This window comes from Nocardia sp. 2TAF39 (genome assembly GCF_052114905.1).
Lineage (GTDB): Bacteria > Actinomycetota > Actinomycetes > Mycobacteriales > Mycobacteriaceae > Nocardia.
Genome location: NZ_JBFRFQ010000058.1, coordinates 21,477 through 38,206, shown reverse-complemented (window position 1 = coordinate 38,206; position 16,730 = coordinate 21,477). Strand labels below are relative to the sequence as shown.

Annotated in this window: 18 protein-coding genes and 1 pseudogene; 8 read left to right on the top strand and 11 right to left on the bottom strand. The window is 66.1% G+C overall.

Annotation, left to right across the window (positions count from 1 at the left end):
* Window positions 1-1,277, top strand: a 1,277-nt coding sequence (locus AB4Z47_RS27275; RefSeq protein ID WP_441954965.1) for an FAD-dependent monooxygenase, incomplete at its 5' end; no start/stop codon positions are given.
* 150 nt (window positions 1,278-1,427) lie between these two features.
* On the opposite strand, the gene AB4Z47_RS27270 is transcribed toward AB4Z47_RS27275, so the two are convergent.
* Window positions 1,428-2,723 carry a YhgE/Pip domain-containing protein gene (locus AB4Z47_RS27270; protein ID WP_441954963.1) on the bottom strand — a complete coding sequence of 432 codons (1,296 nt, stop codon included), beginning with the start codon at window positions 2,721-2,723 and terminating at the stop codon, window positions 1,428-1,430.
* Window positions 2,724-3,013: 290 nt separating this feature from the next.
* Window positions 3,014-3,790: an amidohydrolase family protein gene (locus AB4Z47_RS27265; RefSeq protein ID WP_441954961.1), complete on the bottom strand. Its 777-nt coding sequence runs from the start codon at window positions 3,788-3,790 to the stop codon at window positions 3,014-3,016.
* A 201-nt stretch (window positions 3,791-3,991) separates the two neighbouring features.
* Here AB4Z47_RS27265 and AB4Z47_RS27260 point away from each other — a divergent pair, with 201 nt between their 5' ends.
* Window positions 3,992-4,630 carry a TetR/AcrR family transcriptional regulator gene (locus AB4Z47_RS27260; protein ID WP_441954959.1) on the top strand — a complete coding sequence of 213 codons (639 nt, stop codon included), beginning with the start codon at window positions 3,992-3,994 and terminating at the stop codon, window positions 4,628-4,630.
* 56 nt (window positions 4,631-4,686) lie between these two features.
* Here the strand turns inward: AB4Z47_RS27260 and AB4Z47_RS27255 are convergent, their stop codons facing one another.
* From AB4Z47_RS27255 to mmsB, 5 genes and pseudogenes are all read right to left on the bottom strand, one after another.
* Window positions 4,687-4,806, bottom strand: a complete 120-nt coding sequence (locus AB4Z47_RS27255; protein WP_441954957.1) for an FAD-dependent monooxygenase — start codon at window positions 4,804-4,806, stop codon at window positions 4,687-4,689.
* Window positions 4,803-5,831, bottom strand: a pseudogene (locus AB4Z47_RS27250) (VOC family protein). Before AB4Z47_RS27250 ends, AB4Z47_RS27255 begins: the two are co-directional and overlap by 4 nt.
* A complete protein-coding gene (locus tag AB4Z47_RS27245; protein WP_441954969.1) occupies window positions 5,831-6,661 on the bottom strand; it encodes an alpha/beta fold hydrolase in 831 nt (276 codons plus the stop codon). The pseudogene AB4Z47_RS27250 and the gene AB4Z47_RS27245 overlap by 1 nt, the downstream one beginning before the upstream one ends.
* A 185-nt stretch (window positions 6,662-6,846) precedes the next feature.
* Complete coding sequence (locus tag AB4Z47_RS27240; protein WP_441954955.1) at window positions 6,847-8,331, bottom strand: CoA-acylating methylmalonate-semialdehyde dehydrogenase; 1,485 nt, start codon at window positions 8,329-8,331, stop codon at window positions 6,847-6,849.
* A 23-nt stretch (window positions 8,332-8,354) separates the two neighbouring features.
* Window positions 8,355-9,248, bottom strand: coding sequence for a 3-hydroxyisobutyrate dehydrogenase (gene mmsB / locus AB4Z47_RS27235; RefSeq protein WP_441954953.1), 894 nt, complete (start codon window positions 9,246-9,248; stop codon window positions 8,355-8,357).
* A gap of 144 nt (window positions 9,249-9,392) precedes the next feature.
* Between mmsB and AB4Z47_RS27230 the strand changes: the two genes are divergently transcribed.
* A complete protein-coding gene (locus AB4Z47_RS27230; protein ID WP_441954951.1) occupies window positions 9,393-10,325 on the top strand; it encodes a LysR family transcriptional regulator in 933 nt (310 codons plus the stop codon).
* A gap of 160 nt (window positions 10,326-10,485) precedes the next feature.
* On the opposite strand, the gene AB4Z47_RS27225 is transcribed toward AB4Z47_RS27230, so the two are convergent.
* Window positions 10,486-11,067 carry an HdeD family acid-resistance protein gene (locus AB4Z47_RS27225; RefSeq protein ID WP_441954949.1) on the bottom strand — a complete coding sequence of 194 codons (582 nt, stop codon included), beginning with the start codon at window positions 11,065-11,067 and terminating at the stop codon, window positions 10,486-10,488.
* Between the two features lie 40 nt (window positions 11,068-11,107).
* On the opposite strand from AB4Z47_RS27225, the gene AB4Z47_RS27220 reads away from it, so the two are divergent.
* Complete coding sequence (locus tag AB4Z47_RS27220) at window positions 11,108-11,245, top strand: hypothetical protein (RefSeq protein ID WP_441954947.1); 138 nt, start codon at window positions 11,108-11,110, stop codon at window positions 11,243-11,245.
* 100 nt (window positions 11,246-11,345) lie between these two features.
* Window positions 11,346-12,332, top strand: a complete 987-nt coding sequence (locus AB4Z47_RS27215) for a glycosyltransferase family 9 protein (RefSeq protein WP_441954945.1) — start codon at window positions 11,346-11,348, stop codon at window positions 12,330-12,332.
* A gap of 96 nt (window positions 12,333-12,428) precedes the next feature.
* Here the strand turns inward: AB4Z47_RS27215 and AB4Z47_RS27210 are convergent, their stop codons facing one another.
* Window positions 12,429-12,749 carry an ArsR/SmtB family transcription factor gene (locus AB4Z47_RS27210; RefSeq protein ID WP_441954943.1) on the bottom strand — a complete coding sequence of 107 codons (321 nt, stop codon included), beginning with the start codon at window positions 12,747-12,749 and terminating at the stop codon, window positions 12,429-12,431.
* A 182-nt stretch (window positions 12,750-12,931) separates the two neighbouring features.
* Between AB4Z47_RS27210 and AB4Z47_RS27205 the strand changes: the two genes are divergently transcribed.
* Window positions 12,932-13,636, top strand: coding sequence for a M23 family metallopeptidase (locus AB4Z47_RS27205; protein ID WP_441954941.1), 705 nt, complete (start codon window positions 12,932-12,934; stop codon window positions 13,634-13,636).
* Between the two features lie 278 nt (window positions 13,637-13,914).
* A complete protein-coding gene (locus tag AB4Z47_RS27200) occupies window positions 13,915-14,988 on the top strand; it encodes a hypothetical protein (protein WP_441954939.1) in 1,074 nt (357 codons plus the stop codon).
* Here the strand turns inward: AB4Z47_RS27200 and AB4Z47_RS27195 are convergent.
* Window positions 14,960-15,280 carry a hypothetical protein gene (locus AB4Z47_RS27195; protein WP_441954937.1) on the bottom strand — a complete coding sequence of 107 codons (321 nt, stop codon included), beginning with the start codon at window positions 15,278-15,280 and terminating at the stop codon, window positions 14,960-14,962. The genes AB4Z47_RS27200 and AB4Z47_RS27195 overlap by 29 nt on opposite strands.
* A 240-nt stretch (window positions 15,281-15,520) precedes the next feature.
* Between AB4Z47_RS27195 and AB4Z47_RS27190 the strand changes: the two genes are divergently transcribed.
* Complete coding sequence (locus AB4Z47_RS27190; RefSeq protein WP_441954935.1) at window positions 15,521-15,856, top strand: RNA polymerase-binding protein RbpA; 336 nt, start codon at window positions 15,521-15,523, stop codon at window positions 15,854-15,856.
* A gap of 78 nt (window positions 15,857-15,934) precedes the next feature.
* Here the strand turns inward: AB4Z47_RS27190 and AB4Z47_RS27185 are convergent, their stop codons facing one another.
* Entirely contained in the window at window positions 15,935-16,717 is a 783-nt protein-coding gene (locus AB4Z47_RS27185; RefSeq protein ID WP_441954967.1) for an ABC transporter permease, read from the bottom strand.
* Window positions 16,718-16,730 lie beyond the last annotated feature (13 nt).

Sequence of the window (16,730 nt, the reverse complement as noted above, 5' to 3'; positions counted from 1 at the left end):
AAGGACGAATCACTCCGGACCCGTGGAACCCGGCAGTCAACCCGCTGACCGGGCCATCCTCGGTTGCCCGCACGCTGCCGGTCAAGCAGCAAAAACCCAATCCGAGCCCGATCACGCCGGGCCGAAGGCCCGGTGAAAGATCGAGGCTAGGTGCGGACGCCTTCAAGCGTGTTCGCGCGTCATATGTGATCGCCGCCGACGGCGGCTCCAGCCCGACCAGGGGCCTGCTCGGGATCGGTTTCGAGGGCCGGACCTATGAGGACCGCTGGGTCGTCATCGACACCGAGGTCATCAACGAATGGCCCACCCACGATCGACTGCGCTTTCACTGCAATCCCGAACGGCCTGCCGTCGACTGCCCCACCCCACTCGGTCATCACCGCTGGGAGTTCCCCGTCCTGCCGGGTGAAGACGAAAAGGAACTCGTCACCGACGCCGCCGTGTGGCGACTGCTCAACGCCCAGGGCATCACCGACAATGAAGTCGAAATTCTGCGGGCCGTCGTCTACAGCCATCACATCCGGTTCGCCGATCGGTGGCGAGTAGGGCGCATCTTTCTGGCCGGAGACGCCGCACACGTTATGCCGCCATGGATCGGGCAAGGCATGGCCGCCGGGGTTCGCGACATGGCGAACCTGTGTTGGAAGGTCGCCGCAGTGGTCACCGGTTCGCTGCCCGAGAGCGTCCTCGACAGCTACGAGGTAGAGCGTCAACCGCACGTCCGCAAGGTGACCGAAGCAGCCGTTTTCTTCGGTCGCGTCATCACCGAGCGGCGCCGGCCGGTAACCGCCGCACGAAATGTCTCCTTCCGCATAGCCTTGCGGCTTCCCTTCGTCGGCGACTACCTACGCAGCGCCAAATGGTTTCCCGCCGCCCACTATGCGAAGGGGTTCCTGTCTCCGTCGAAGCACGCGGCGGTGGGGTATTTGCCACCGCAGCCCTGGGTGCTGGATGAGGTCGGCGACCGTGAGCGACTCGACGACGTGATCGGGTCGAGGTGGTTGCTGGTCCAGGTCGGTGTTGCGCGCGCCTGGCCGGAGTGGGACGCCGCCGGCGTGGCCACAATGGAGCTCCGACCTGCGGGAACGTCCATATCCACCGGAGCCGCCGTCGATATCGACAACACCCTGGTCACCTGGATGCGCCAGCACGACGCAACAGTTCTTGCTCTGCGGCCCGATGGGTTCGTCTACGCTGCCGCCGGCGCGAACGAGATGTTGGCGCCGCCTCCTGAGGGGCTGGCCGCGGCAGCTGATACACACCGCCCGACAACCTGATTCACCCAATCCACCGATAAAGGTGATTCGCCTTCGTGGCTCGCGCAGACGGTCACCGTTCCCGGTTCGAACGCGGCCGAGGCTGCGCTGCCGAAGCTCGCCGAATCCGTGAAATCACTTCTCCTGCGGTCGTTCCAGCGAGGGGGTCAGCTACCGCTGATCGCCGGCACGGGAGCGATCAGCAGTGCGTGACAGTCCTTTCCGGTCATAAAATGCGGTAACCGCCGCTCCGAAGCACAATCCGATGGCCAAGCCCAGCAACGCCATCCAGGTTCCGCGCTGAAGGCCGGCAGGGCCGCCGGCGTCGAAGTACAGGATGGCGCGGATGCCGAGGAATACCTGGTGCATCGGCTCGAACGTCGACAGCCATGCGAAGGATCGAGGGGTGGCCTCGATCGGAACAGTTCCGCCTGCCGAGGGTAGTCCGAGAACGATGAACAGGATCAGGTTCACCAGCAGACCCGCCGCGCCGAACGCGGCAAGATTCAACAGTGCGGTGACGCCGACGGCGATGATGGCCAGCGTGCTGTAGAGAAAAAGTATCAGGGCTCGGTCGACGGGCATGTCCAGAATTGTTGCGACGACGAGGATTATCGCGGAGACGATAGGGGCGGCGACCGCAACGATGCCCCATTTCATCACCAATGTGCGCAGTCGCGAAATTGGACTGGGGGGATAATGCACATACCAGGGGCCGTACTCGGTCGGAGTGAATCCGAGCGCCGCGTCGACCATGCTGTGGATGATCATGGCGCCGGTGAATCCGCCCAAAAGCACCAGAAGGGTATAGAAGAAGGCCGACAGACCGCCGCCGGTTCCTTCGGGCAGCGGCCGGAACGGCGCTACGACCACATCGATCGGTTCGGCCAGAGTCAGCCGGCCCGCTCCGGACACCTGTGGCGCCGGCGCGTCGGGTGTGGAGCGAAGCTGGGCGTCGACGGTGTCGGTGAGTTGTTCGCCAACGGTGTCGTCGACTTTGTCCAGCGCTTGCTGGGCGATGCGGAGCGTGATCGATGTGGCGTAGCTGCCGACGCGCGGATTGGTCTGAATGGTGATGACGGGCCGTTCGACCTTCCCGGCGACCACGCTGGCGGTACCGAGGATACCCAGTCGTTTGGTGAAATCGCTCGGAATGATTATCGCGCCGAAGATCTTGCCCTCGCGGAGCAACCGCTGCGTTTCGGTGATGTCGATGACGCGCAGGTCGACCTTGTCGGCGGGAATATTCGCCGACAAAGCTTCGGTGATCTGGCTACCCACGTTGGCCGGATTTCCACCGAGCGTGTCACCTACGTCCTGATCGACCAGAGCGAGCGGAAGGTCGTGCAGGTTCTTCACGGGATTGATGACGTAGCCGAGATACATCGTGGAGAGCAATGCCATCAGCATTGCGATGACTGCTACGGGTCGTACCCAGGTACCCACCCGCCTGCTTATCGCTGCCATGGAACCAGCTCCTCTCACAACGGTTATCCGAGAGCTATTCGGCGGTTGCGTGTTCGGTTGTCGAGCTCGATCTGCGTGATGACCCGAATACGGTCAGCGAACTCCGCGACACTCTCGTCCGGGCCGGTCGACATCGCCGGTAGGCCGCGGTCCGGAGTTTTTGTCGGCAACGGTAGATATGGGAATAATCCTGCCACTCCGACGGTGAGTCCCATGGGTACCACGGGCACGCCTGCTTCGAGGGCGAGGCGGGCGAATCCGCAGCGGCCGTTGAAGACGATGTCGTTGCGTCACGCGTTGATCGCTTCGGCCAGTCGAGGCAGTTGCCGCAGCGGATTGTGGTGCTCGACCTCCATGCGCCGGTCGGCATCGAAGATGTCGCTGAGCCCGGGGGCGGGGTCGTGGCCGCCGGTCTGCGGCAGGGTGAGAGCGCTGAAGGGCCAGTCTGAGCCGAAAACGATGTGGTCGCGGCTGGTCACGGCGTTCACACTGGCCATAGCGGCCGCTGATCCACTGAGCGCGGTGTCGTAGTAGAAGCGCGAGATCTGGTTCTCGATGTCCAGGATCGAAGGTTTAGGCAGGTCTTGCGGCCACAGCTGTTGGAGCACCGTTTGTGAGGCGACGCTGATTCGCCAGGACAGAAGCGGCAGGGTACCGCCGACGTGGGCGAGTTGGCAGCGGATGTTCGGGTAGCGCTGGGCCATACCGGTGGCCATCATCATGGTTGCCGCGCGAGTCGTGTCGAAGGTGAATTCCGCCAGGAAATCCGGCAGCGGCAGCTTCGGCTTGGCGTCGACGGAGATGGCGGCCGGGTGGACGAAGACATAGGCATTGCGTTGGTTCAGCGCGATCATCAGCGGTTCGAAGCGCGGGTCGCCGAGGTAGACGCCGTTGCAGGCCGACAACGGAACCACGCCGTCGAGGTGCAGTTCGTCGAGCGCGTAGATGGCCTCGGCGATGGATGCCGGGATGTCGGGCATCGGCAGGACCGCGAAGGCGCCGAATCGTCGAGAGTGTGTCTCGAACAGGTTGGCGGCGTAGCTGTTGCAGTAGCCATAGAATCTCACTTTCGGAATCCGGGCAACGGCGTAGAAGGACGAAAGAACTGGGCGATCGGCCTGTGCTCAGCGGCGTGCAGCGGACTGAGTCGACAGCGCGAGACAAAGCGAAACCGACCGTTGTGAAGACCACATCTGCCCACAGAGCGCCGAATCTGATAGTTTCCTCAGATACGATTTTCGTAACGATTTCGAATGGAAGAAGAACCGATGACCGCCGAACCCGTCACGCGCAGCCGCATCGACCGACGCCGCGAGCGCACCCGCAACGCGCTGCTGGCGGCGGCGCGGGGGTTCTTGGCGGCGGGGCGTTCCGCGGTGAGCATTCAGGAGATCACCGACGCGGCGGATGTCGGTTTCGGTTCCTTCTACAATCACTTCGAGTCCAAGGAGCAGTTGTTCGACGCGGCGGTGCGCTCGGCGCTGCAGGTCTACAGCGAGATGCGCGATGCCATCGTGGCGCTGTACGACGATCCGGCCGAGGTGTTCGCGGTCAGTTTCCGCATGACCGGCCGCCTGCAGCGGCAGGTTCCGGAGATCGTGCGGGTGGTGCTCAATTCCGGCATGTCGGTCATGCTGCGCGACGAGGGCCTGGCCCCGCGCGCCCGCCGCGACATCATCGCCGCCCAGGAAGCCGGCCGATTCGAGCCGATGGACCCGGATATGGCGATGATGGCCGCGGGCGGAGCCCTGCTCGGGCTGCTGCAGCTGCTGGATGCCCGTCCGGACGCCGACGCCGACGCCCGGTCGGACGAAATGACGTTCCATGTACTGCGTATGTTCGGCATGAACAAGCGGTCCGCGCAGAAGCTGACCTCCGGACCGCTGCCCCCGCAGCCGCAGTTGTGACCTACCGCCCCTCGCCGGATCCGATGATGGGCAGCCCTTCGTCTCGGTCACCATCACTACCCCGGTTCGCGTTCCAGCACCAGCACGTTCACCCCGCGCGGCCCCAGTAGATCGGCCAGGGTGAGCCCCGTGGGGCCGAGGTCGACGACCACCACGTCGTCGTCCGCGTCCTTCATCGCGAGAGCCCCGGTGCGAGCTGAGGAACGGTGATCTCCGGCGTCGCCGCGGTCCGGACCGCCTGGCGGAATTGGGCGAACTTGTCCAGCACGGTCTCCCCCACCGTGGTATGACCCCAGATGCTGATGCCCTGGTAGCTACTCGGCTCCCAGGTGGATTCGAGCTCGGGGCCGATGACCACCGGGTTCCAGCCGACCTCGAGCTCGAAACCGGACGGGGTCACGCAGTAATTGGACAGTTCACGGTCATTGGTGTGCTGTCCGACCGACCAAGCCACCCGGAAACCGAGGTCGGTGACCCGCCCGAAAGAGGCAAGCATGTCGTCCAACGTCGCGGACTGGATGTTGATGTGCTGTACCCGAGTTCGGATCGGATCGATCTTGATCCCGCGGAGGTTGGCGATGGCGATCGAGTGATGGCGCTCGTTGACCCGCAGGAACCGGATCTTCATCGTCAACCCGGAGACATTCTCATCGATATAGTCCGTCAGACGCGAATCGAAGACGGTGTGGTAATAGCCGCACATCGCCTCCGGCTCGCGGGACACGATCGCAACATGCCCCAAGCCCGCCTCCCCGGTTACCCACCCCGAGCTGAGCATTCGCAGCGGCTCGGACGTGGTCACCAGAACGGTGAAGATTTCCTGCGTGATACCTTTCGGCCCCCGGAACCGCCACAACCGCTCCACGCCGCGCAGGGCGGCCTCCCCCGGAGAAACCTCGATGAACGGGACGCCACGGTCGACGATCCGGGCGACGATGCGGTCGAAGGTTTCATGGTCGTCTACGTGCCAACCCAAGGCCATGACGTCCTCGGCAGGGCCGCGTTGGATGAGGAAGCGGCACACACGGTCATCCAAACGGAAACGCAGGACGCCGGCCCCGAGCTCGTCCACATGCAGCCCGATGGCCTCGGCGCCGAACCGTCGTCAGTCGGTCAACCGCGCCGACTGAGCCACGACATAGCCCAGATGGACCGCGCCGAAGACCGATTCGTCGGTGTTGGGCCGCAGAAAGTCGTTCATCACCTCGCCGCCAGAAACGCGGTGGCCAGCGAGTTGAACAAGTCCGCACGCTCCCACTGCACCCAGTGGCCGGTGTTGGCCGCCGAGTACAGGTCGCAGTTCGGCATCGTGTCGGCGAGCATCCGACCCCCCTCCGGCCGATTCACCTTGTCCTCAGCCCCCCAGATCACCAGCGTGGGATGGGCGACCTTGCGCAGGCGCGAGTCGCGGGTGAAGTCCCTCCGCCACATCGTGCGCAGGGCGAGCGGCCCGGACGGACGACGCAGCGGCGGATTCGCGATCACGTCGGGGTCGAGGCCGGCGCGGTAGCGTTCGTCGATGATCTCGTCGGTGATCGCGCTTGCGTCGAACACCAGATAGTTCCTGATGAACCGCGCGATTTTGTCCCGGCCCTGGCCGCTGCCACCGTAGTAGCCCAGCAGCTCCTGCAGGCCTTTCGTCGGCAACGCGCGGGTGGTGCCGATCCCGCCCGGCCCCATCAGGACCAAACGATTCACCTTCTCCGGCCGATCCATCGCCAGCCGCAGCGCCGCCGCACCACCGTAGGAATTGCCGACCAGATGTGCCGAGGCGACGCCGAGTTCGTCCAGCAAGCCCCCGACCGTCCGCGCGAGATCACCGAACGGATCGGACTGATCGATGTGTTTCGTCGACCATCCGTACCCGGGCAGGTCCGGCACGATCACGCGGAAATGCTGCGCCAGCGCGGCGAGGTTGCGCGAATAGTTCGACAGGCCGGACGCGCCCGGCCCGCCACCGTGCAGCAACACCACCACTGGACCTGACCCGGCCGCACTGAAGAAGATCTCACGCTCGCCGACCCGGATCATCCGTCCGGACACGACGCCCTTGTCGATGCTTGTCACAGCTACCACCTCCACGTCCATGCTGATCAAATCATCAGTTACGATCAAATACTCTATCAAGAGGTAAATGATGAAAATGTCAGAATGTGGGGGCGTTGGTCTCCCAGAAGGAGCGCAGCCGCAAGAAGGCGGAACGGCACGCCGCTGGTTCACGCGTTGCTCGGGAACCCCAGGTCGATCTGGCTCTCCGAGGCGTCCGGCCAGCGGGTCGTGACGACCTTGCTGCGCGTGTAGAAGTGGATGCTCTCGGGACCGTAGATGTGCGAGTCGCCGAACAGCGACTTCTTCCAGCCACCGAAGGAGTAGGCGCCAACCGGCACCGGAATGGGCACGTTGACGCCCACCATGCCGACCTCGATGTCGAATTCGAACTCGCGGGCGGACTTGCCATCTCGGGTGAAGATCGCGACACCGTTGCCGTAGAGATTGGCGTTGGTGAGCTCGACGGCTTCCTCGTAGGTGCCGACCCGGACCACCGACAGGACGGGACCGAAGATCTCGTCGTCGTACACCTTCATGCCGGGCCGGACGTTGTCGATCAGGCTCACCCCGATGAAGAAGCCGTCGGAGTCGAAGACCTGCTCGCGTCCGTCCACGACGACGGTCGCGCCTTCGGCGGCCGCACCGGCGACATAGGACGCAACCCGGTCCCTGGCCTCTTTACTGATCAGCGGACCCATCTCGGAGTTCGGATCGGTGCCCGCGCCGATGCGGAGTGCGCCGAGCCGCTCGGTGACCTTACCGACCAGGGTGTCGGCGATATCGCCGACCGCCACCAGCACCGACACCGCCATGCAACGCTCACCGGCGGAGCCATAGGCCGCGGAGACGGCGGCATCGGCTGCGGCATCGAGGTCGGCGTCGGGCATGACCACCATATGGTTCTTCGCCCCGCCGAGAGCCTGTACCCGCTTGCCGTTGCGGCTGGCCCGCTGGTAGATCGCTTCCGCGATCGGTGTCGAACCGACGAAACTCACCGCGGCGACTTCTTTGTCGTCGATCAGTGCGTCGACAGCTTCCTTGTCTCCGTGAACCACATTGAGCACACCGTCGGGAAGGCCTGCCGCACTGAATAGTTCGGCAATGAAGACCGCAGCGGACGGGTCCTTCTCGCTCGGCTTGAGGATGACGGTATTGCCACAGGCGATCGCCGAGGAGACCATCCACAGCGGCACCATGGCCGGAAAGTTGAACGGCGTGATACATGCGACCACGCCGACGGGCTGCTTGACCTGATGAACGTCGATTCCGCGCGAAACCTGCTCGGAATACTCACCTTTCAGCAGATGTATCAACCCTGCGACGAACTCGACATTTTCCATGCCGCGCGCGATCTCCCCCGCGGCATCGTCGAGCACCTTGCCGTGTTCGGCAGTGATGATGCGGGCCAACTCCTCCCGCCGCTCCGTCAGCAGCTGCCGGAGCCGGAAGAAGACATCCGATCGACGAGCGAGACTGGTTGCCCGCCAGGATGATCGGGCACCTTTGGCGACCTGGACGGCATCGGCGACCTCGGCGGCCGACGCCAATCCCACCTCGGCGGTCACCGCTCCGGTTGCCGGGTCGAAGACGGGACCGGTGCGAACGCTGGAATCGACGCGTTTGCCGTTGACGTAGTGCGGAATTCGAGTCATGCTCGGTGCCTTTCGGATTCGATTCAACCGACGGTCGGGTCGATGTGCTTGATGATCAGCGAGCAGTCGCGGCCGCCGAGTCCGGTGTCGATGAGCTCCTGAAGTTGGGCCGCGACGATGGTCGCGGTAGGCAACGGAGTGTTTGTCGACTCCCCGGCCCGCAGCGCGAGGCCGATATCCTTATTGGCCAGGTCTGCGGTAAAGGTTGGCGCGAATCCATTGTTCGCAGCGGAGGTTTCGACAATCCCGGGAACCGGATACCAGGTGCGCAGCGCCCACGAATCAGCGGAGGACACCGACGCCACGTTCCAGAACACCTTCGGATCCAGGCCGAGGCGATCGGCGAGCACCGCACCCTCGGAGCAGGCCGCGAGGTTGATCAGCAGCATCATGTTGTTACAGATCTTCGCGGCCTGACCGGAGGTGGCCCGCCCGGTGCGAATGATGTTGCCGCTCATCGCTTCGATGATTCCGGCGGCCGCGTCCACAGCGTCCGGCTCACCACCGATCATGAAGGTCAGAGTGCCCAGCGCGGCCCCGCTGGTACCACCGGACACGGGCGCGTCCACGAATCGGAAGCCACGCTCCCGGGCGGAGGAGTGCAGGAGCGCGGCCGAATCCATATCGATGGTCGAGCTGTCCACCAAGAGGGTCGAGTTCTCGGCGTGCGCGAAAACGCCGTCCGCGCCCTGATATACGGCGAGCACGTGTTCACCCTTGGGCAGCATGGTGAACACCGCATCCACCCCACGCACGGCCTCGGCGATCGACGCGACGGGTTCGACGCCGTGCGCCGCGGCCAGGTCGAGCGCTTCGGGGTTCAAGTCGTAGCCGTGGACTGTGTGCCCGTTCTTGATGAGATTCGCCGTCATCGGGGCGCCCATATGCCCGAGACCGATCCACGCGACTGTTGCCATCGCGGTGCTCCATCCTGATTCGAAGGGAATTCTGGCGTGATGCGAGCCACGCTATGGACCAATTCAGTGAAGATCAATGCAGTTCAACGCCCAGTTTTGCAGCAATGTGCTGCAAATTTGCAGGCAATGTGGTGAGGTTGCGCGATGCCCGTTCCACGCAGTGCCCCGGCCACCGGCCAACCCAGTCCCGACGATCTGCTGGTACTGCTGGCGGTGGCCCGGCTCGGCAAATTCTCCGCCGCGGCCGACGCACTCGGGGTGAACTCGACGACGGCGTCGCGGCGGATTGCCGCGCTCGAGAAGATCATCGGCGGGCGGGTGCTGGTGCGCGGATCCGGAGGCTGGGAGTTGACCGAACTCGGACGCGGCGCACTGGTGGTGGCCGAGGAAATCGAGAAGTCGCTACAGCAACTGGCGACCCCGCTGCAGGCGCGCCGCGAGGGGGTCGGCGGACTGGTACGCATCGCCGCTTCGGACGGGTTCGCCGCACATTTCGCGGTGCCCGCCCTGGCGCGGCTGCAGGAAGCCTATCCCCGGCTGTCGATCGAACTGATCAGCGCGACGCGTCGCGTCCAGCAGAACAGGTCCGGCGTCGACCTCGAGATCGTCGTCGGGCGGCCGAATGTCCACCGCGCGATCGGCCGCCATCTCACCGACTACTACCTCGGTCTCTACGCGAGCGACGAATACCTCGCGCGACACGGCAATCCGGGCAGCGTCGCCGACCTGGCCGACCATCGCCTCGTCTACTACATCGAATCCGCGCTGCAGATCGACGAACTGGATCTGGCCGCGAAATTGCTGCCGCATCCGAGGACCAGCATGCGTTCGACCAGCGTCTTCGCCCATGTCGAAGCCACCGTCGCGGCGACCGGGGTCGGCATTCTGCCGGTCTATCTGGCCGACCGGCGCCCGCAGTTGCGTCGGTTGCTGCCGGCCGAATTCAACCAGCGCATCTCGTACTGGACGGTGGCGCGGGAGGAAGCGCTGCGCAGTAATGCCGTCCGAGCGGTGCTGGAGGCGCTGCGTGCGGAGGTCCGCAGCCGCAGCCGCGAACTGCAGGGTGTCGGATGTTGATGGGCGGCACTTGGCCAGCGCCTGAGAACAGTCACAACGCCACACCCGGTGCATGGGCATGAGCGCCTTCCACCCTTGGCCGACAGTCCCGTGGACAACCCGAAGCCAGTCGAACGGTCTGTCAGATCCCGAGGGGAGGTGCTCGCCCACATTCTTTCTGTCAGGTGGTGGCGCGGATCGCTTTGGCGTCCTTACGCACTCCGAACGCGACGATGACCTCCGCGATGCCGAGTACGATCAGCCATACCCCGGCAACCAGGGTCAGCGTGGCCACCGAGCGCACCGGCCAGATGATCAGCACGACACCGGCGATGGCGGTCAGCACGCCCAAGAACGCCTGCCACCACCGGCCCGGCAACCCGGGCTCGGAGATCGCGGCCATCAGCAGCGCGACGCCACGGAACAGCCAGCCGATCCCGATCCACAGCCCGAGCAGCAGGATCGAGGTCAACTCGTCGCGGAAACAGAACACGCCGAGCCCGATGGACAGGACACCGCTGATGAAGGCCAGCACCCTGAGCCCGGCACCGGCCGGGGCACCGAAGGCCGCCACCAGCTGCAGAAAGCCGAAAATCACCAGGTAGATACCGAATAGGATGCCCGCGGCCACCAGTGTGGGCCCTGGCCACGCCAGAATCAGGATGCCAAGGATCACCGCGAGGATGCCGGTGACCAGAACGGATTGCCACGCACTGCGGGCAAGAGACTGCAGAGGACCCTCTAGCACGCTGTTCGTCGTCATGCCCTGATGCTATGCCGCATCACATAAGTTTACTGGACATTTGCTGCGAAAAGGGGCCTCGCTGTGCCGCGAGCACTTCGCGGCGACGAGGTCGAGCATCGAGGTTGGTGATGCCGTGGCCGAGGTCATCGACGCGGAGGTGATCGACAACGCCTTCGCGTCCACGTTTACCGCCTGACTGGTCGGGTAGTCATCCCTCAGTGACTCTCGTCGTGTGCGCCTCTGGGGTGAAAACGGGTGGGTCGAGTTGGTGAGGCTCGGGTGGCTAGGAGAAGAGGGTGGCGGTTCTGCTCGTGCTACAGGCACGCGGGCTCGGTGATCTACTCACCGCGGTCCCGGCCTTGCGCGCCCTGCGCCGCGCCAAGCCGCACGACCGCATCCTCTTGGCCGCCCCGCAGCGGCTGAAGCCCGTCGTGGACTTGATCGCGTCAGTGGACACCCTGGTGCCTACCGCCGAGCTCGGCAGTCTGCGCTGGCACGAGCCCGCCCCCGAACTCGCCGTCAATCTGCACGGCCCGAGCGCCGAGAGCATTGTCGCGCTGGCCAAAACGCAGCCGAAACGCGTGCTCACCTACCACAACTCGGCCTTCCCCGAGCTTCCCGGCCCCGAGTGGGAGACCGACATGCACGACGTGGACCGCTGGTGTCATCTGCTCGAATCCGACGGCATCGTCGCCGACCGCCGCAACCTCGGGCTGCTCCCGCCGGTATCGACAACCAGCCGCCGCGACTGCGTCGTCGTGCACGTCGGCGCGGGCGCCCCGGCCCGCCGCTGGCCACCGGACCGGTTCGCCGCGGTCGTCCGGCACCTGCTGGTACTCGGTCGCGAAGTCGTGCTCACCGGGGACGAGTACGAACGCGAGCTGGCGCTCGGGATCGCCGCGCGTGCCGGACTGCCCGTCAGCCGGGTGCTCGCCGGCGAGCAGAACCTCATCGAGTTGGCCGCAACCATCGCCGAGGCCGCGCTGGTGATCTGCGGCGACACCGGGGTCGCGCACCTGGCCACCGCGTTCGGCACCCGCACTGTCCTGTTGTTCGGCCCGACCCCGCCGCGCTGGGGCGGACCACCCCCACACCTGCTCGCCAGGCACGCCGTGCTGTGGGCGGGCCAGGTCGGCGACCCGGACGCCGACACCCCCGACCCGGGGCTGCTGCGGATCGGTGTCACCGAGGTGATCAACGCGGTCGACAAGCAGCTGAACAAACGGAAGGTGTCGAGCGCGGGCGCCGACGGCCGCAGGGCGGCCTACCGTCGCGTGGGCTGACCGAGCCGTCTCGCCCTTCCGGATGGCGACGCGTTCGCGGGCCGGCGGACGTCTGGGCGACGGGTGTATCGCGCAGCTCGCGGTGACCTGGGGCGGTCAGGCTGTCTCGTCCGTGGCGGTCTGCAGCGCCGCGGAATACGCGGCGATCGCGCTCGGCCAGAACTGCTCGAAATAGTCGCGGGCGTCGGCGAGGCCGCGCGGATCCAGGGAGTACAGCCTGCGGTTGCCATCGGGCCGCATCATGACCAGCCGGGCCGCGCGCAACACGCGCAGATGCTGCGAGACCGCGGAGCTGCTCACGCCGACCGCCTCCGTGAGGCCGCCGACCGAGCGCGGGGTATGCGCCAGCGCTTCGAAAATCCCGCGACGAGTCGGGTCCGCCAGCGCCGAAAGGGCGCGAACTCCGTTAGTCGCCACTCAAATAGTCTGATCACCCAGTGTTCCATCGGTCAACTCGACCCGGTGCGGAGTTTTCCCAGTTCGTGGCAGAGTCGAGCTCTATCATTACCTATTCGCGACAGGCGAACTGGGCTTTCTCTACCGGTGACGGTTGCCACAGGATTGCGGCAGGTGAATCGAACTCCCGTACGTTCATCCCCATGTCCGTGACCGTTCCGTTACCTTTCCGTCTCGGCGCGCCCCGGCTCCGCCGCCACCGCGCCATCACCCGCGTGGTTGCTGTGTCCGCGGTCGTCAGCGCGTCGATCGGCATCCTCGCCGCGGCCGAAGAGCGCAAGAACACCGACCCGGCCGCTCGCCTCGTCGCAGACAAGCTCACCGCGGGCGAGCTCGATACCGCCGCGGGCCAGTTCCGGTCCACCGCATTGCCCCCGCGCGAAGCACAGATTCCGCCGACCGCGCCGGATCCGGCGCTCTGGGAGCGGCACCGCATCGCACAGGAAGCCGCCCGCCCGAGAACCGTCCGGCCCGTCGGCGGTGTTCTCACCTCGAACTTCGGCACGCGCTGGGGCGCGATGCACGCCGGCCTGGACTTCGGTGACCCACTCGGCGCGCCCATCGCCTCGGTGACCGACGGCGTCGTGATCGAGGCGGGGCCCGCCTCCGGCTTCGGCCTGTGGGTGCGTGTGCAGCAGGACGACGGCACCGTGGGCGTCTACGGTCACGTCAACGACATCCTCGCTTCCGTCGGCCAGCAGGTCCGGGCGGGCGACACCATCGCGACCGTCGGCAACCGCGGCTACTCCACCGGCCCGCATCTGCACTACGAGGTCCACCTGCCCGCCAGCCAACCGATCGACCCGATGCCCTGGCTCACTGCCCGCGGCGTCGACGTCCTGCGCTGACCCGAGCACGTTCGCGGGGCGATGAGGGGCCCGCGAACTCGCTCGACAGACCGGCGACGCACACGTCGCCATCATCGGGCCGCGAACGCAACGGCGCGTTCGCGGCCCGACGGGTGTCCAAGGCCGGCGGCGTCGCTGTACGACGACGGGGGTCACTCGGATCGATGGCGATGCGGCACACGGGTAGCTGCCGCCCTTCGCACCGATACCGGGGTACTAGACGCGGATAGCGCTACGGCGGGACGCCTTCTCCCGGTGCCGATTCCTAGTTTCGGTCCATGCCCACAACACATTTCGCCACCGCACTGCGGAACCGACCACCGCGGCAGCGCGCGACCGCCGTGCTCCTGGGAAAAGCCGCACAGTTGCACCGCCCGCTGATGGGGACTGTCAGCGCGATGGCCGCGCTGGTGTTGTTCTCGCTCGCCGCGATGATGGTCGACGACCGTACACTGCTCGGCGAATCGGTCTGGCTCAAGCCGATGAAATTCGGCCTGGCGTTCTTCCTCTACAGTCTCACCCTGGCCTGGCTACTGTCGTTGCCGCACAGGGAAAGTCGCGCAACATGGTGGCTCGGCACCGTCTTCGCTGTGACCGGGTTCGTGGACGTCGGCTTCATCGTCCTCCAGGCCGCGCGCGGCACCTTCAGCCACTTCAACACCGAGGACGACCCGGTGAATTCGATCGGTCAGCTGGTGTTCGCCTCCGGGGTGCCCGGGCTGTTCTCGGCCAATCTGGGCATCGTGCTGATCCTGTCCTGGCAGCGACTGCTGGACCCGCCCACGGCGCGGGCCATCCACACCGCGCTGTTGCTGGCCGTCGGCGGGATGGGGCTGGGCTACCTGATGGGCTTCACCGGCAAGCAGCTGGTCCGGGACAGCGAGGGGCGGGTCGTGGAACTGGCCGCGGGGCACACGGTCGTGCCCGACTCCTCCGACCTCGCACCGCGCGACGCCGCCGGCATGCCGATCACACACTGGAGCACTGTCGGTGGCGACCTGCGCGTTCCGCACTTCGTGGGGCTGCACGCCATCCAGGTGATGCTGCTGGCGGCCGTCGGGCTCGCCTGGCTGGCGCCGCGTTACCGGTGGCTCGGCGCCGAGCGAGCCGGCGCGGCGGTTGTCGGCGTGCTGGCCCTGGGCTACACCGGTCTGCTTGCCATCGTGTTCTGGCAGGCGATGCGCGCCCAACCGCTGGTCCATCCCGACGGCGCCACGTGGGCGGCGTTCGGCGGACTCGTCGCAACCGTCGCGGTGTTGCTCGGCGCAGTGTATCTGCGCCACCGCGACACCCGAGTCGAGCACCCTCCCACGCCGGGTGCGCTCAGCGCAGGCGCTCCGCGTCGCGGGTGAGTTCGACCAGCGTCTTGCCGAGCATCGCCAGCTCCTCCGGCGTCGCGCCCTCGGCGATGGCGGTGGCGACGTCCTCGGCGGCGCAGCGGGCGGCGAACCAGCGGTCGGCCAGGCCGGCGGCCTCCTGGGCACTGAGCACCACCGAATCGTCGGGAATCCCGGTTCCCTTCAAGCTGCTGCGGTGTTCGTAGGCACGTTGACGACAGGACTGGCGGCAGTACCGGCGACGACGGCCGGCCTCCGACTCCACGATCTCCCGCCCACACCACAGGCAGGACAAGCGGCGCGACATGACGCAGAACACTAGCGGCTCGCGGCCCGTGATCGGCTCAGTGACCCCCGGGAACCGCCGCATGCTGGGCGCGGCGGGCCCAGAGCGCCGGTGCCACTACAATGAAGCGGTTGACCGCAGCCGCGTCGGGAACTATCGGCGCAGGCCCGATCGTTAGACATAAGGTCCAGCGAGCGCGTTGCATCCGTCCGGACACGGTCGCAGCGCACAAAGACTCGAGTACACAGGGAGAGGCACACCATGGCAGATCGCGTACTCCGGGGCAGTCGGCTCGGAGCGGTGAGCTACGAGACCGATCGCGACCACGACCTGGCTCCGCGGCGGATTGCCCGGTACCGGACCGACAACGGTGAAGAATTCGACGTCCCGTTTGCCGACGATGCCGAGATCCCGCCGACCTGGTTGTGCCGCAACGGTCAGGAGGGCGTCCTGATCGAAGGCACCAGCCAGGAGACCAAGAAGGCCAAGCCGCCCCGCACCCACTGGGACATGCTGCTGGAGCGCCGCAGCAAGGACGAGCTCGAGGAGCTGCTCAAGGAGCGCCTCGAACTGCTCAAGACCCGTCGCCGCGCCTGACTCGGTCAGCCGACACCGAACGGCCGCCGCATCTTTCGATGCCGCGGCCGTTCGCTTTTCGTTGTCCTCGTACCGAGGTCAGTGACTGGCGACCTTGCGGTAGCGCAGCAGCGCCAGCGGCACGGCCACCGCGAGAATCCCCACCGAGCAGGCCACCGCGTATTCGATGCAGTGCTCGGCCGCCCAGCCGGTCGGCGGGACGAAGGTGGGCGGAGCACCATTGTCGAACAGCTTCCGGCCCGCGGCCGAGACCGCGGTGATCGGATTCCATTCGGCAATCGTGCGCAGCGGGCCCGGCAGCGTCTCGGCCGAGATGAAGGCCGACGAGATGAACGTCAGCGGAAACAGCCAGATCAGTCCGGCGCTCTGCGCCACCTCGACGGTCGGCGACAGCAGGCCGGTGAGCGCGCCGACCCACGACATCGCGAATGCGAACAGCAGGATCACCGCGAATGCCAGCACAGCGTCGGCGACACCGCCGTTGATCCGCCAGCCGACGATGTACCCGCACCCGACCATCACGGCCAGGCTGAGGATGTTGACCACCAGATCCGACAGCGTGCGCCCCATCAGCACGGCCAGCCTCGACATCGGCAGCGCCCGCATCCGGTCGATAATGCCCTTCTGCAGATCTCCCGCCAGGCCGACCGTGGTGAACGCCGCGTTGAACGCCACCGTCTGCGTAAAGATGCCGGCAAGCAGGAACTCACGGTACTGGCTGCCGCCCAGCGAGGCGCCGAAGATGTAGGCGAACAGGAACACGAACATCAGCGGCTGGATCGTCGCGGTCACCAGCAAGGTGGGAACGCGCAGGATGGTCAGCAGGTTGCGATAGGCGACGATCGCACTGTCTCGGAACATCCGCAGTCGCGGT